Origin of the sequence: Hungatella sp. SB206, from assembly GCF_051132295.1 — a bacterium.
Taxonomy (GTDB): Bacteria; Bacillota; Clostridia; order Lachnospirales; family Lachnospiraceae; genus Hungatella; species Hungatella effluvii.
The window spans coordinates 1,267,579-1,283,629 of sequence record NZ_CP096603.1 but is presented as its reverse complement, the minus strand read 5'-3'; the positions used below and the strand labels follow the sequence as shown (position 1 = coordinate 1,283,629).

Annotated in this window: 13 protein-coding genes; 2 read left to right on the top strand and 11 right to left on the bottom strand. The window is 49.0% G+C overall.

Features of this window, described 5'->3' with window-relative positions; genetic code table 11:
- Nucleotides 1-238: 238 nt before the first annotated feature.
- The 7 genes from M1L66_RS05675 to recA form a co-directional block, all read right to left on the bottom strand.
- A complete protein-coding gene (locus M1L66_RS05675) occupies nucleotides 239-1,453 on the bottom strand; it encodes a sensor histidine kinase (protein ID WP_187023259.1) in 1,215 nt (404 codons plus the stop codon).
- Nucleotides 1,450-2,130 (bottom strand): response regulator transcription factor, encoded by a 681-nt coding sequence (locus M1L66_RS05670; RefSeq protein ID WP_187023260.1) that lies wholly within the window; start codon nucleotides 2,128-2,130, stop codon nucleotides 1,450-1,452. The genes M1L66_RS05675 and M1L66_RS05670 overlap by 4 nt, the downstream gene beginning before the upstream one ends.
- A 48-nt stretch (nucleotides 2,131-2,178) precedes the next feature.
- Nucleotides 2,179-2,484 (bottom strand): choline transporter, encoded by a 306-nt coding sequence (locus M1L66_RS05665; RefSeq protein WP_187023261.1) that lies wholly within the window; start codon nucleotides 2,482-2,484, stop codon nucleotides 2,179-2,181.
- Nucleotides 2,485-2,982: 498 nt separating this feature from the next.
- Nucleotides 2,983-3,132: a hypothetical protein gene (locus M1L66_RS05660; protein ID WP_187023262.1), complete on the bottom strand. Its 150-nt coding sequence runs from the start codon at nucleotides 3,130-3,132 to the stop codon at nucleotides 2,983-2,985.
- A gap of 225 nt (nucleotides 3,133-3,357) precedes the next feature.
- Nucleotides 3,358-4,917, bottom strand: a complete 1,560-nt coding sequence (gene rny / locus M1L66_RS05655; protein ID WP_187024247.1) for a ribonuclease Y — start codon at nucleotides 4,915-4,917, stop codon at nucleotides 3,358-3,360.
- A 276-nt stretch (nucleotides 4,918-5,193) separates the two neighbouring features.
- The gene (locus M1L66_RS05650) at nucleotides 5,194-5,811 is read right to left on the bottom strand and encodes a regulatory protein RecX (RefSeq protein WP_434691450.1); all 618 of its coding nucleotides are present in this window, start codon (nucleotides 5,809-5,811) and stop codon (nucleotides 5,194-5,196) included.
- A gap of 82 nt (nucleotides 5,812-5,893) precedes the next feature.
- The gene (gene recA, locus M1L66_RS05645; protein WP_434691447.1) at nucleotides 5,894-7,006 is read right to left on the bottom strand and encodes a recombinase RecA; all 1,113 of its coding nucleotides are present in this window, start codon (nucleotides 7,004-7,006) and stop codon (nucleotides 5,894-5,896) included.
- A 661-nt stretch (nucleotides 7,007-7,667) separates the two neighbouring features.
- Here recA and M1L66_RS05640 point away from each other — a divergent pair.
- A complete protein-coding gene (locus tag M1L66_RS05640; RefSeq protein ID WP_187024245.1) occupies nucleotides 7,668-8,528 on the top strand; it encodes a 3-isopropylmalate dehydrogenase in 861 nt (286 codons plus the stop codon).
- A gap of 48 nt (nucleotides 8,529-8,576) precedes the next feature.
- On the opposite strand, the gene M1L66_RS05635 is transcribed toward M1L66_RS05640, so the two are convergent.
- On the bottom strand, nucleotides 8,577-11,654 hold the full coding sequence (locus M1L66_RS05635; protein WP_187024244.1) for a glycoside hydrolase family 2 TIM barrel-domain containing protein: 3,078 nt from the start codon (nucleotides 11,652-11,654) through the stop codon (nucleotides 8,577-8,579).
- 144 nt (nucleotides 11,655-11,798) lie between these two features.
- Between M1L66_RS05635 and M1L66_RS05630 the strand changes: the two genes are divergently transcribed.
- Nucleotides 11,799-12,650: an AraC family transcriptional regulator gene (locus M1L66_RS05630; protein ID WP_187024243.1), complete on the top strand. Its 852-nt coding sequence runs from the start codon at nucleotides 11,799-11,801 to the stop codon at nucleotides 12,648-12,650.
- Nucleotides 12,651-12,800: 150 nt separating this feature from the next.
- On the opposite strand, the gene M1L66_RS05625 is transcribed toward M1L66_RS05630, so the two are convergent.
- From M1L66_RS05625 to M1L66_RS05615, 3 genes are all read right to left on the bottom strand, one after another.
- Nucleotides 12,801-14,666, bottom strand: a complete 1,866-nt coding sequence (locus M1L66_RS05625; RefSeq protein ID WP_434691444.1) for an aryl-sulfate sulfotransferase — start codon at nucleotides 14,664-14,666, stop codon at nucleotides 12,801-12,803.
- A gap of 116 nt (nucleotides 14,667-14,782) precedes the next feature.
- On the bottom strand, nucleotides 14,783-15,178 hold the full coding sequence (locus M1L66_RS05620) for a nucleoside 2-deoxyribosyltransferase (protein ID WP_434691443.1): 396 nt from the start codon (nucleotides 15,176-15,178) through the stop codon (nucleotides 14,783-14,785).
- A gap of 26 nt (nucleotides 15,179-15,204) precedes the next feature.
- Nucleotides 15,205-15,885, bottom strand: coding sequence for a Crp/Fnr family transcriptional regulator (locus tag M1L66_RS05615; protein ID WP_187024240.1), 681 nt, complete (start codon nucleotides 15,883-15,885; stop codon nucleotides 15,205-15,207).
- Nucleotides 15,886-16,051 lie beyond the last annotated feature (166 nt).

Below are 16,051 nucleotides of genomic sequence, written 5' to 3'. Positions count from 1 at the left end.
ATCAATCTTGCTCATTTTATAACATTAACAGTTTACATAATCTTAATACAAAAAGTGATTAAAAACCAATTGCTGATTTTTAATCACTCCCGAATAAAACAGTATCCTGTATATTATCTGATTTTCCTATGGCATATATCCCCGCCGATATCTTTGGCAGCTTGAACATACACTTAATATCATATGATTCAATTATACTTCCCTATCATAGCACAAAGTTCCGTTCTGTTCCACCTGCTTAATCATTGCCGCAGACTACTGTTCCATGTCGAGGAGATACACATCCGCGTCTTTCCACACCGTGGTATGAGGCAGGGAACCGCAGTATAAATGTCGTTCCCTCACCGGCCGTGCTCTTCACCGCGACCTCTCCCCCGTGCTTCTCCACGATGTCCTTTACGAGGGGAAGTCCCAGACCGGCTCCGCCCACGGTGCGGGACCGGGACTGATCCACCCGGTAAAACGGTTCAAAAATATGAGGAAGCGCTTCTTCCGGGATTCCAATTCCCGTGTCTTCGATCTTCACAGTCACATCATTATCTTCTCTGCCTGTGACAATTGAGATGGACCCATGCTCCCTGTTGTATTTTGCCGCGTTCTCCAGCAGATTGCTTATAACGCGGTAAAGCATGATGCGGTTGCCGGTCAGGCTGATATCCGGCGTATTCTCGATGGAGACGGTCAAGTCCTTTTTCCGGATCAGCGGTGAAAGCTCATAAAGCGTTATGGCAAACACTTCGCCCAGTTCCACTTCCTCCTCCATCTCGTGGTCCTCATCTGACGTCAGACGCATCAGGTCCTCCACCAGACGGATCATCCGCTCCGTATTCGCTTTTACGATGGTCAGCACCTTTTCCATGCGGTCCGGCGAAGTCTTCCCGTCCAGCTCCAGGACCTCCAGATTCACCAGAATCGTGGCAAGCGGCGTCTTCAGCTCATGGGCGGCACTGGCGGAAAAACGTTTCTGCCGTTCAAATGAAGCGCTGACTTTGTCCATCATATGATTAAAAGACCGGGCCAGCCGGCCGATCTCATCCTGTCCGCCCTGTATCTCCACGCGGTTCGACAAATCATTGCCGCTGATTTCCTCAATCGCGGACGACAGCTCCTTCAGCGGCTTCAGCACATGGCCCGCCATCAGCCACGTCGCCCCGGTTCCCAGAATAAGGACCAGAAAAAGGGCCGCCATCCCCCATAGATTAAACTGCGTGCCCGCCTTTTTCAAGGAAACGGTAATCTCCTGCAAGTCCATATTTTCGTTAGGGACTCCCTCTTTCTTAACACTGGTGATGATAATATCCTGGGGCTGAAACGTCATCTTCTGCTCTAAGTCTCGTACGAAAATGCGGTCTGCCCCAAATAAAAACATGCTGGTCAGTATGACTGCCACACTGGCCATCACCAGGGCCGAGAGCAGGGTCAGCCGCATGCGAAGTGACAATTTCCTCATCATAGAGGTTCCTCCTTATCGATCAGATATCCGGCGCCGCGGATACTGCGGATGATTTCCTCATCCGTAACCGCCAGCAGCTTGCGCCGTATGACGCTGATATAGACCTTCACCTGATTGGAAAAGGGATCGGCCTCCCTGTCCCACACATGCTCCAGCAGTTCCTCTGCACTGACCGGCCTGCCCATATGAATCATCAGATATTCCAGAATTGCGAATTCACGCATGGAGAATTCCAGCTGCTTTCCCTGAAAAGCAGCTGTCTTTAAATTGGAATCCAGACAGAGACCTCCCCTCGTCAGGGCGGCCTCTGTCTGGATAAATGATCTTCTCAGCAGCATACGAATGCGTGCCTCTAATTCCTCAAAATGAAACGGCTTGGTGAGATAGTCGCTGGCTCCGCTGTCCAGCCCGCTGATCTTGTCTGCAAGCTCCGAGCGGGCAGAGAGAATCAGCACCTTCGCCGGGTTCTCCATGGACCGAATGTGCTTCAGCACTTCCATGCCATCCAGACCGGGGAGATTTAAGTCGAGCACCACCAGATCATACTCATTGATCCCGCACTGTTCGACCGCGTCGGTGCCGTCACCTGCAGCGTCCACCGCATACCCGCGTCTGCGCAGGCCGTAGCACAGCGCCTCCCGCATATCTTCCTCATCTTCCACAATCAAAAGTCTCATGGTAAATCAAATCCTCTCATCCTTTTTGGTATCCCGATAAAAATCCTTCTACTCAGCCGCGACGACGCTGTATATGACACTGCCGTCATTGCCGATTCCTTTTTCCGTCCAGCTGATATAAATCTTCGATCCATCATCCGCGATAATATACGATTCTCCATTTTCATCGGTTCTGATCTCAGACTTATATTGTCTATTCCCGTCCGCATGGTCCATAACGTTGGAAGTGCATACGGCGGATTTGCTGGTATCCGCCTGTACATCCTTTACAGCTGCAGATGCAGTAAAGGCTAATGTCGTGGTTGCTACGGCTGCTGCTGCCAAAATGGCTGTTGTTCTGTGTTTTAACATCATAAATGCCTCCTGTTATTCGTTCTTTTATTTTCTGTGTTATGCGATCACAGGCTTATTATACAGAAGCCATGGTTAAAGTACGGTTAGAAATTCACGATTCCTTCCGGAAAAATCCTCCGTCCGGCGCCCGGTTGTGAATATCCGCAAAGATGTCCATGGCTGTCCACCAATTATACACAGTAAACTTATTGAGTATCAATTATAACATTACGGCGATTCATAATGCCACAGAATGTAAAAAACTTAAATTTAATGTAAAAACTCTGCCGGATCACCGGGAGACGCTCCCTGCAATAAAAATACCTCACAACTGCAAAGATACAAGTTCTCTGCGGCTGTGAGGCATTCGTGCTGAATTCACCGGTATTTGTGCATGCAGTACCAATAATATATAAAACACCGTCCGCCAGTTTACAGACGGCCTCCGTTTCTTCGTCAATCCGGATCAGGTCCCCACTACGTTAGACACCTCTGCCGGTGATCTCCTCGATCGCCACTTTATAATTTCCACGTGTCACAGGAATGAAACGGAAACTGTTTCTCCACCTCATGGTCCGGCGCGGCAAACGGCACCAGCGTACAGATAAACTGGGCCTCCTCCCTGCTTACAATCACAGAAAACAGCTTGTCCCTGGAAACCTCTATCACCGTATCCGGGCCAAATTCCTCTTTTATCGCCCCTGTCAGCCCAGCCTCCGAAAGCTCAGCCCTATTAAGAAGGGCGAACCTCCCCCCGTTTTGACAGCAGATTGTATAAGTCTCTATGGTTCTGTCAAAAACTCCTGAAAAGTTACAAGCATTAAAAAATGCCCCAAACCTTTAGGAATATTGATTTCCTTAGGTTATAGGGCATTTATCTTTCACTCCGAACAATTACTTCGCGTAATCTGTCACTCTGGACTCTCTGATCACGTTGACCTTAATCTGTCCCGGATATTCCAGGGCTTCTTCGATCTTCTTGGAAATATCGCGCGCCAATAAGATCATTCCGTCATCGTTAATCTGTTCCGGTACTACCATAATCCGAACTTCGCGTCCCGCCTGAATGGCGAAAGACTTGTCTACTCCCTTGAAGGAGTTTGTAATATCTTCTAACTGTTTCAATCTGTTTGTATATGTTTCCAGTGTCTCTCTTCTTGCACCCGGTCTTGCGGCAGAAATCGTGTCCGCCGCCTGTACGATGCAGGCGATAAGACTCTGTGGTTCAACGTCACCATGATGGGATTCTACGGTATTCAGCACAACTGCAGGCTCTCTATACTTCTTACAGAGCTCCGCTCCCAGCTGAATGTGGGAACCTTCCATCTCGTGGTCAACGGCTTTCCCAATGTCATGTAATAAACCGGCACGTTTAGCCATACGGACATCAAGCCCGATCTCTCCGGCAAGAAGCCCGGATAACTGGGCTACTTCCATGGAATGCTTTAATGCATTCTGTCCGTAGCTTGTCCTGTACTTCAGTTTACCAAGCAGTCTGATGAGTTCCGGATGCAGACCGTGAATACCGACCTCAAGGGCCGCGGCCTCACCTTCCTCACGCATGTTGGTTTCCACTTCTTTCTGTGCTTTTTCTACCATTTCCTCAATTCTGGCCGGATGAATACGTCCGTCCACAATGAGCCGTTCCAATGCGATTCTGGCTACTTCTCTTCGAACCGGATCAAATCCGGATAAAACAACCGCCTCAGGGGTATCATCGATAATGAGTTCCACGCCCGTCAGGGTTTCTAACGTACGAATGTTGCGTCCTTCACGTCCGATGATTCGGCCTTTCATCTCATCGTTCGGAAGCTGCACAACGGAAACTGTCGTCTCTGCAACGTGGTCCGCAGCACATCTCTGGATGGCTGTCACCACATATTCCCTCGCCTTTTTATCGGCTTCCTCTTTTGCTTTGTTGTCGAGTTCCTTGATTAATTTCGCAGTGTCATGTTTTACATCATCTTCAACAGATTTTAAAAGATATTCTTTTGCTTGTTCGGAGGTTAATCCGGAAATCTTTTCCAGTTCCTGTATCCCTTTTTCATAGAGAGACTCTACTTCGGCGTTTCTCTTATTCAGGGCTTCCTCTCGAGCAGCAAGACCTGCTTCTCTTTTTTCCATTGCGTCGGACTTCTTGTCCAGGTTTTCTTCCTTGCTTAGTACTCGTCTTTCATAACGTTGAAGCTCAGCTCTTCTTTCTCTGGTCTCTTTTTCCAGTTCATTCTTAGTCTTCAAAGACTCTTCTTTTGCTTCAAGGAGAGCTTCGCGCTTCTTTGTCTCAGCGGTTTTTAATGCTTCATCTATTATTTCCCGGGATTTTTCTTCTGCAGAACCAATCTTGCTCTCATACGATTTCGTACGATACGCGATGGCAGCAGTCCAGGCAATAAAAGCAACTACAACTGATGCGACGATTGCAATCAATGCAGCCGTGAATACTGATACTGACACAGGAGCACCTCCTTATTTAATTTTCATTGTACATCAATACAACACTACAATTTTAAACTGTTTTATACATTATGTCAAGTATTTAACCGCTGTTTCCAGTATACTTATACACATTTTTGGTAACAGTTCAGACGGTACATTTTCTTGACCGAAAAAGCCGGTCAAGAAGCATCAGATATTCATCCGATGTAAAAATTAGCGCATAAAGCCGCTTACAAGCAAGCTTGACGCGGCTTCCTGCGCCAATTTTCCCGCCGTCTGAACTGTTACAAATTTTCAGAATGCCCCGTCATCACCGTATTTACTGCCGAAAACCCGGTTGACCGTCTCAAAGGAAAATCCTTTTCTTCCCAGCGCTGCCATGGCTTTTCTCCGCTCTTCCAGTGTCATGGATTCCGGCTCCAGTCTCTTCCGCCTGATGTAGTCCCTGATCTGCGCCTCCTCATCCACCGGATGCTCCTCCAAAATGTCGGTAACCGCCTCCTTGGAAAGCCCCTTTCGCTGAAGCTCGTACTGAATCTGCCTCTTGCTTTTCTTCGTGGAGTGGTACTCCACGTAGCGTCTGCCATACTCTTCATCGTTGATATACCGGTGCTTCTTCAGTAATTCGATGGCATAATCAATGGCTTCCCCGGGATAGTATCCGTCCTTCAGCTTCTTCCGCAGCTCCTGTTCCGTCTTATCGGAAGACTTCAGCAGGTAACAGACCCGCTCCACCGCACGCTTTAAAAGGATCTCTTCCATGATCTCCCGATACGTCTCCTCCGGCAGTTCCTCTCCCGTCTCAATGTGATACCGCTTTATTTCCCCGTTATAAAGCGCAAGAGCAAAGTCTTCATCCAGAATGACTTTACTCCTGCGCTTATCAAGGGGTGTGATCTCCGTAACTGTCATACCTGCCCCTTACTTTTCTTATTTACTTATTTTATGAATCGCTGTCTTTATGGCTCACTTTTTATGATTCCTTGCCATCTTATTAGCCAGACTTATGATTCCTTCGGTTCGGCCTTAATTCTCTTACTCTCTTTTTCCGGAGCAGCTTCTCCCGCGGGAGCGCCGCCTGCCGGAGCACTTGCCGGAGCCGCACCATCTTCACCGAGTCCGTAACGGGCGCGCGCACCTTATTCTCGATCTCCTCACAGACAGCAGGATTATCCTGGAGATAAATTTTAGAATTCTCACGGCCCTGGCCGATCTTTGCTCCGCCGTAAGCGAACCATGCGCCGCTCTTCTCCACAATATCTTCCTTCACCGCCAGATCGAGCACATCGCCTTCTTTGGAAATACCCTTTCCAAACATGATATCAAACTCCGCTTCTTTGAATGGCGGAGCAATCTTATTCTTAACAACCTTCACACGCACGCGGTTACCAACCACTTCGCCGCCCTGCTTTAAGGATTCAATTCTTCTGATATCCATACGTACAGAAGCGTAGAATTTCAGTGCACGGCCGCCAGTCGTTGTCTCAGGGCTGCCGAACATAACGCCTACCTTCTCACGCAGCTGGTTGATAAAGAGTACCGTACAGTTGGACTTACTGATGACACCGGTCAGCTTTCTTAACGCCTGAGACATCAGACGGGCCTGCAGACCTACATGAGAGTCACCCATGTCGCCTTCGATCTCCGCCTTCGGAACAAGGGCTGCAACCGAGTCCACGATGATAATGTCAACCGCGCCGGAACGCACCATCGTCTCTGTGATCTCCAGCGCCTGCTCTCCGTTATCCGGCTGAGAGATATATAAATTATCGATATCCACGCCGATCTTCTTCGCATACACCGGATCAAGGGCATGCTCGGCGTCAATAAAGCCCGCGATGCCGCCGCGCTTCTGAACTTCTGCAATCATATGTAAAGCCACGGTCGTCTTACCACTGGACTCCGGGCCATAGATCTCCACGACTCTTCCCTTCGGGATTCCCCCGAGTCCCAGGGCGATATCAAGGCTTAAGGAACCGGTCGGAATAGTCTCCACGTTCATCTTCACGCCGCCTTCTCCCAGCTTCATCACGGAACCCTTGCCATATGCTTTCTCAATCTGTGTAATGGCGGCATCAAGTGCCTTTAATTTATCATCTTTATTCATGTTATCCTCCAATGCGAACAAATGTTCTTTTCCTGTTTATAATCATAGTATACTTGTCCCTAAATGTCAACTGGAATTTTCCTGAATTCCCGCGTTTTTACACCGCTGAAAGCTAAAAAATTCCTGCCCCTATCCTTTCAAAACGCATCACTCTCCTGTTTTCTATTCTCTTTTGTAGCTTTTCCTGGAACTGCGGCGAACTGCCGGTGAACTGCAGAAATAGAGAACGGAACGCTCTCCGATACCCTTTTACTATATCATAGGGACGGTCTTCATGCAATTGGTATTTTCTGTTTCTGGTAAGTATACCGATGCTATTTTTAATTTTATGTTTAAATAATTTTTCTGGATTTCTATTGTGTAATTTTTTTGTATGTATTGTAATTTTTTTCTGGCTTTCTACCGTAAATATGGTAAAATAAAAGCAGTCTCTGCCGCACATTCCTGTGCGCAGAACCGCTCATCAAGTCCGTGGCTGTCATCTGTACAGCATACGGCGTCATACGGGATCAGACGATCCCGTCAGGGCCAGTTCGGCCATAAGTTTCCATCACTCATTTTGGATACACCGCAAACAAAATATCTGACTCAAAGGGGGAATGTCTGTGAATACCTGTTGATACCTGACGCATTTTTGATTATAATAACAGGAGAGGAATTGATGACGAAAAAAGCTTTACAGTGGCATCCGGCTTTCCAGGCAGCCTTACAGATTGAGTTTATGGATGAGCCCTGCCAGCTCGAATTTCTGAAAGAATTCAATCTGACCGAAAAACCGCTTCAGATTGATACCCTTGTGATCAAACCGGAGCCGGATAAAATTCTTTCTAAAAGTATCGGTCATATTTTCCGGAAGTACAATATTATTGAGTATAAGAACCCGGAAGATTATTTCAGCATCAACGATTATTACAGGGTAACAGGGTACGCCTGCATTTACCAGTCCAACACAGAAAAAGAACGGGAAATTCCTCCGGAGGAGCTTACCATCTCACTGGCTGTCAGCCACTATCCCAGGAAGCTGGCTGCATTTTTAAAGGATCTCTATCATGCAGACATCTCTCAAAAATATCCGGGGATCTACTATGTGACGGGACTCATGTTCCCGATGCAGATTCTGATTCTCCCCAGGCTTTCCAGAAAAGAGTTCACCTGGCTGAGCCGTCTTCGGACGAACCTGAGCCTTCAGGAGGATATCGAACCGCTGGCCAAAGCCTATGCAGGGAAAGAAAAGAACCCGCTCTACGAGGCGGCCATGGATTTTATTGTACGTGCAAACTGGAAAAAATATAAGGAGGGACGCGACATGTGCAACGCATTGGAAGAATTATTTGCAGATAAGCTGGAGGAACGGGAAAAGCTCGGCGTGGAACAGGGGATGGAACAGGGCATCCGTGCATTCATCCTGGACCATATTGAAGAAGGCACTCCTAAAAACATAATCCTTCAGAAGCTGGAAAAGCGTTTTTCCCTTTCGCTGGAGCAGGCAGAGGAGTACTTCTGCCGCTTCCGGGAATGCTGACTTGAAAAAAATGCCGGTACGGTCTGGGTCCGTACCGGCATTCTCATTTTATTCCGCTTTCACCTCCGGAATCAAGCTGATTCCAAAAGAAAATTCTTCTTCATCCAACCGATACTTTTCAATCAGTCTCGGTCCGCAGCTGTTGGAACCGATGCCATTCATCCGGTAATCGAGACACAGCACCGTATAAGGCGAACGGACCAACTCGTAATTATGGTCTTTTTCCGTCAGTTCCTCCTGGGTATACACGGAAGCGTTAAAGGAGAAGGTCTTATCTCCCGCTGCCGTCAAACCGGCTCTCCGGCCAGCCAGCGATACGAAATCGCAGTCATCGTGGCTTCCGTTTTCCTGCGGACGGATATAGTCCTCATGAAGCTCTGTCACATGAGCCGTAAATGTCCCGTGGCTGGACGCCCTTCTCTTGTCACAGTAGCTCTCCACCGGCCCCAGTCCGTAGTAGGTGACGTCCTCCATGTCCTTCGGCAGGAATAAACGGAGGCCAAATCTCGGAAGCTCCGGCAGCTCGGTGTCGCGCTTCACGTTTAAGTTCACATCCACACTTCCGTCTGCTCCGATCAGCCACTCAGCCTCCATATTTAAAATTCTCTGGATAACTGGTGAGAGGATCGCAAGTACCGAATGGATACGCACGCCTTCCGCTGTGACAGAGTAATCCGTATGATACGCCCTCGAATACGTGATATCGTAATGGGCCTTCTGCCATTTCATTTTGATGTAGCGGTCATTATCCGTAGGCGCCCGCCATATATTGTATTCCACAGGCCGTTCCAGGAGGCGGCACTGATTGACATTCATCTCTTCCAGAACACCGGTCAGTTTATTGTAAACGTGAGCAAAATTCGGTCCGGACACAAAGAGACGGCGGTCGTCTTCTTTTACCGTGAACGGGCTGGACTGGTTCCTGTCCGCACACGCCTTACCGCACCGTTCCAGCATGCGCAGGGCGGCCTGGTTTCTTCCGTCTTCGTTCTCCAGCAGAATTTCATCGAATCCAAGTTCTGTCCCTGCCTCTGTCAGTCTCGTGCTCTCTCTGCGGATATAGCGGAGCTTTAAGAAACATTTCCCCGCTTCTGGCACTTGAAAGTCCAGGTGGATGGCGGCTTCCCCGTGAGGCAGAATATCCGGCATTGCAGCCCCTTCCAGCACGCCGTCTGCGATGCACGCTCCATCACACGTCACTTCCCATGCAACAGACGCGTACTCCTTTAAATTGGTAAAATCCAGATAGTTACGGATCACGGCTTCCCGTGTCTCCTGACAGAAGGAAACGACTCTCGCCGGACGGTTCACATTTTTCAGTTCCTTAAGGCCTGTATGAGGCGTTCTGTCCGGATAGACCAGTCCATCCATACAGAAATTACTGTCGTGAGGATATTCTTTATGGTCTCCGCCGTAGAGATACATCGGGCGTCCCTCCAGGGTTCTGCCCTGGTAAATTCCGTGATCGCACCACTCCCATACAAATCCGCCGCAGAGGCCGTCATACTGCTCGATCACTTCGAAATAATCCTCGAGGTCTCCAGGCCCGTTGCCCATGGCATGGCAGTATTCGCACATGACAAACGGCTTCTTCGGATTCTCCGCAAAATACGTGTGAATGTCCTCCAGAGGCGGATACATCCGGCTGTATAAGTCAATGTTGGAGAAATCGTACGTTTTTTTGCTGTCTCTGTAGCGGGCGCTCTCATAGTGAGTCAGTCTCGTGGAATCAAATGCTTTCGTCCATGCTAAGGCAGCCTCAAAGGTGCAGCCGTAGGCGCATTCATTTCCCATGGACCAGATGAGGACACAGGGGCGGTTCTTATCGCGTTCCACCAGACGTTTTGCACGGTCCACCGTGGCCTCTGTAAATGCAGGGTTATCGGAAATCGCGTGGTTCCAGCGCTCTCTCCATCCGGCCTCGTGGTCCTCTTCCATGTAAATATCGTTGGTTCCGTGGCTCTCATTATCCGCCTCATCAATCACATAGAAGCCAAGCTCATCGCAAAGCTGGTAAAACTGCGGGGCGTTAGGGTAATGGCTGGTGCGGATCGCATTGACGTTATGCTGCTTCATCACCTGGAAATCCTTCTTCATCTGATCCAGGCTGATCACAAAGCCGGTGACCGGATCGCTGTCGTGGCGGTTTACACCGCGGAACTTGATTTTCGTTCCATTGACCAGTACAACTCCGTCCTTTACTTCGATCTCCCGGATTCCAAGGCGGTCTGTGATGACCTCCTTGCCGCACTCGTATACCACGGTGTAAAGATAAGGCTGTTCCGCATTCCACAGAACCGGACGCTCTACCGTAAGGGATAATCCAGCTTCTCCCGGTACGCTTTCCGCCGACGCGGCCAGATTTCCTTCCTGATCGTATACCGAGCATTTGACCGGCATCTTCTCATCGAAGAAGGAAAATGTCACATCAATCTGCGCCTGCTGATCACCAGTCTGCGTTTTCAGGAAGTAATCAAAGATACCCTGTTCCGGCCTCTTTAACAGATAGACATCCCGGAAAATACCGCTCATGCGGAATTTGTCCTGGTCCTCTAAGTAGCTTCCGTCACACCATTTTAAGACGAGAACCGCAAGCTTATTTTCGCCTGCCCGGATATAAGGCGTTACATCAAATTCGCTGGTAGAGTGGGACACCTGGCTGTAGCCCACATAGCTTCCGTTCAGCCATACGTAGAAACAGGAATCCACGCCCTCAAAATTCAAAAACGCCTTCGGCGCCGCCCCGCCCGGCTCATAGACAAAATGATGGATATACGCTCCGCAGGGATTTTCCTCGGGAACATAAGGCGGGTCCATGGGGAACGGGTATCTCGTGTTCGTATACTGATGTCCGTCAAAACCGTAATTCTGCCAGCAGCCCGGCACCGGAATCTCTCCGAATCCCTCTTCCCCGTATCCTTCCTTGTAAAATTCATCCTTTAAATCGTAAATACTGTCAAAATACCGGAAACTCCACATTCCGTTCAACAGCTGAAAGCGTCCGGAATGCTCCCTGTTTTCCACCAGATCGTCAAACCGTTCTTCCGCCGGAATGTAATAGGATCGGTTCGCCACCGTATTCTCATGCAGCACATGCAGATTTTCGTAATGTCTCGGTATTATCATGGATTTTCAATCCTCCTCTTTCATTCTTTCCTTTATTATAAAATAGCGGGCTGAAAAATCCATATCCTTCGTTAGACAAAACATGCACAAAATGATACAATCATGGAATAGAAGGTATCGCAGACATGAAAGGAGAATCAAGCCATGTATACGAATACGGGATATCTGGATATATCCGACGCGGAACTGGAAGATAATTCGATCCCCCTGCGGATCAACTGCTGCGGAGTCTACCGCCTGCTGACCCGCGTCTCCATGACCACCATCAGGGCCACAGGCCGGCCCGATTACCAGCTTCTCTATATCGCCTCAGGCAAAGCCGAATTTGTCTTAAACGGTGAGGCCGTCACCATTCCCGCCGGGAGCATGGTTTTGTATGGGCCGGGAGAATACCAGCAGTATACGTATCTCCTGGAGGACAGGCCGGAGGTCTTCTGGGTTCATTTCACGGGATATGAGGCGGCGGGGCTTCTCTCCAGCACCGGCTTGAGTCTGGAAGGCCGCCGCATTCTGCGCACCGGATGTGTCTCCCGCTACCAGGAGCTCTTTCTCTCCATGATCCGGGAGCTGCAGCTGCCGCGACCCTTAAGCGGTGATTTCTCCTCGCTGTATTTTAAACAGCTTCTTCTGACCGTACAGCGCCAGATCGCAGAGGGCGGAAAGAATAAACCGCAGATCCAAAAAGATATGGAGCACGCGGTTCAGTTCTTCCATGAAAATTTTTCTGCGGACATCGATATTTCCAATTACGCGGCCAGCCTTCATATGAGTACCTGCTGGTTTATCCGGAGCTTTAAGCAGTATGTGGGTGTGCCGCCCTGTAAATATCTGACTTCCATCCGGATCAATAAAGCGAAGGAACTCTTAGAAAGCACCGACTGCCCGGTCAGCGAGATCGGTTCCATCATCGGCTACGAAAATCCGCTGTATTTCAGCAGAATATTTAAAAAACAGACAGGACTTTCACCGGCTGCTTACCGGAAAGTCCTGCCATAACAGTGCCGCATCAGGGAAAGCTCCCCGTTATAGGGTACGGGGAAGCGGATGCGGCCTCCTCAGTCTTTTCCCTGACATTTTTATGATTTTATGACGCGCCCTGAAGCGCGGCGGAAAATATTTTCAAACACGCTCCCGGGCAAAACAGCTTTAGCACTTAATCGATACTCCGCACGGATACTTGGTATCGTCGATCACAACAAAGACTTCGTACGTTCCCTTCATTCCCGCCTTGTTCACATTGGTCTTCGTCACACGCTCATCGGACTCCAGGAACGTTCCGCAGCACATGGCCTTGTGGGAAACTGCTGTGGTGGAAATATAGTAACGGTGTTTCTCTTCGCCCTGCTCCAGCATGAGCATAACCAGCTGACCCTTCTCGAATTTCGCATGGAAGGTGAAACGGTCATCCTCATCCTCGATTCTCGCCTCATAGCGGTCCGGAATCAGTTCGCTGCTTACCAGAGCCGGGATATCTGTGTCAAATTCCTTCGTGATGCCCATTTCGCCCAGCACGGAGCCCTCACCCAGCTCTAAATTGCCCTGGTCCGCGTACAGCTTCATCTTCTCAGCCCTGTAGTAATTGCCCTTGGTATGCAGCTCCAGCATCTTCCTGTCGTCGCAGAGCTCCACGGTTGTAGCAAAAAGCGTGCCGCCCATGTTCTGCTCCAGCGCGCCCAGGGACTCGGAAATCTCGCCGTCCTTATTGTAGGCGCTTCCCCCGGAATGAACCATGTAATGGCCTTCGTTATAGTATTCTACGTTGCAGATATAGGGGGAGAAGAACCTGGCGCCGCGGTCTTTTCCGTACTGCCAGATCTGCTCGATCGTCATATCCTTCGTATTAATCCTGTAACGCACGCCTCGGGAATAATTATTCTTCGCCGCGCGGTAGTTCTCCTTTATCTTGGATCCCCAGTGGTGGTTGTCAAAGCACATGACGTCGCCGTCCGGGGTGATCAGGCACGCGTGCTGCTCATACTGCCACTCGAAGTCGGTTCCTACAGGCTTGAAGAAATAGCGGTCCACCCACTCCTGCGGCCATCCTTCCGGATCAGACAGGATCCAGTTAAGCTTTCCGGTCTCAAAATCGATGTTGACGATGGAATCCATATGTCTTCCGGAAAATGTCAGGCTGTGGCTCTTCTCATCGTACCACACCGCGTTGTTGTGGAACCAGTCCTTCTCTGACCAGCTGCCGCTCTTTCCCAGTCCAGGCTCCAGAAAATTCTTATAATCCCAGGTCTTTAAAATATCACCCGTTTCCCTGTCAATCAGCACGCACATATCTTCCACGGTACCCGATGTCAGATCCTCGGTCAGGCAGAGAAGGCTGCCGTCCGGCATCTCAAACGCATCATGGTGAGAGCCGCCAGGCAGACGGTACTCGTGGTAAATCTTGCCGCAGGCACTGGTCTCATACATGCCGGACATATAATACGGCATCTGCACGAGACGGTCCGTACCCATGAGAATATGTCCATTTTTCAGCCGTTTCATATCGAATACGCATTTGATGTTCAGGCACCATCGGATATCTCCCGCATAGTCAACAGCCACCGCCAGCTCCGCCCCCGACGGAGATAAGAAAATGCAGTCGTCCTGTAAGTATTCCGGCGTCGTATCCATGGATTCAACTGGTGAATTCCCTTCAAATACATCCGGCACCTCGATCTCTACCGTATGTACTTTTCCACGGTATTCCCGCACCTCCACCCGGTTTACGTGTCCGGAATAAAGGCCTACCACCGGCAGGACATGCTCTTTCGCCCTTGGAAATGTATGTGTGATATTGCCTTCCTTTGCTTTTCCAAATACAGTCACTGTAACGGCGGTCTCTTCCTCTGTATAAAAGGAGATTACCGCGGAAAGCGGATTAATCAGATAGAGATTGTACGATACCAGCGGATTGTCAATGGTATACGCTCCGGAACGGAGTTCCTTTAACATTGCGTCCTCCGCTCTGGCCTGTTTTTTAATCATGTGTTCTTCAAATGAGTATACTGCACCTGCCATAAATTTTCTTCTCCTTCTTCCGGCGCCTGCCGGTTTTTCGTTTGACAAAAGTATAACACACGGGGAGAAGGCAGGAAATTAGCCTTGACTATATTCTGGAATTTTTTTCTGTCCTCTTACTGTAACTTTAACACCTCTTCCGCAATTTCCTGCGTATTTCCAATGAACTGTTTTACTTGCGGGAGCCAATAAAATGTTGATGTATTCTTATCGCACTTGAAGTACGTATCGTCATGGTGACACAGGTAAATTATTTTGTTCAGCGCGATTGCCATCCCCAGTTCTATATGAGTTCCTCTGCCCTGGGGAGTTAAAATTATCACAACATCCGACTGCCTGATCCCCTCATATTCCTTTTCCCCGACAGACATCAGTGTCTCCGCGTCGTTTTCTTTCACCGGGCAGTATAATGTCCAGTCGAAGGTATGCTCCCATCCGGCATTTCTCAGAAGGCGTGAAAGGTCACGCACCTGTTCATAGTTTACAAGACTTGAAGCGATGTAGAATTTCATATGTCCCCTCCCGTTGTATAATACTGTTATATAAGAGCTTTTAAGCGGGCCTCGTCGATGATGAGGATGCGGCCTTTTTCTTTTTTAATGATGCCGGCTTTTTTCAGGGCGGAGGAGAGTTTGGAGACGGTGACCGGATGCATGCCTAAGTATTTGGCGATCTCGGCGTAGGTGAAGCCGTGGGGAACCGCGCGGTACTGGCCCTCGCGGCTGCTGAAGGCGAGAAACCATTTATAGAGGCGCTTCGAGGCGCATTCCTCCTGGGTATCGTGGAATTTGCGGACCAGGGTGACGTAGTTGCAGGTCACAGCCTCCATGATGTAGGAGAGGAAACAGGAGTCTTCTTCCAGCAGAATCTCGAAGGTTCTCTCATCCAGACGGTAGAAGACGCAGTCTGTCTTTGTGTCAATACCGAACGGGATCTTTTCCTGTAAGCAGTCGTCTCCGGACAGCGTATGCTTTTCTCCGCGAATTTTTCTGTAGTGGCGCATCAGGGCCGGAGCAAAGCCAAGGAGATGGTCGTGTGGGAAATAGATGAAGTCTTTTTCTTCTCCGTCCATGGTCAGGGAGGTCAGACTTGCGATTCCTTCCACCAGGTAATAAATATAGGAGTCGGACAGCCTGGGATTACAGATCGATGTCTCCCTCTTTACTTCAATTCTCATACCGTAACGCTCAAAGTATTGTTTCACTCCGTTTTGATCCATTTCTCCGAAGTCCTCCCGTCAAATTGTCACTTTTATATCTGATTACTTCTTAATTATATCTTTTTACAAATATTGGAATAAAAATATAACCAAGACTATATTTTACTCTTTGTTAATATATTATCATATTTCTATGAAATTTAAAACAGCAAAGAAAAACAATAGG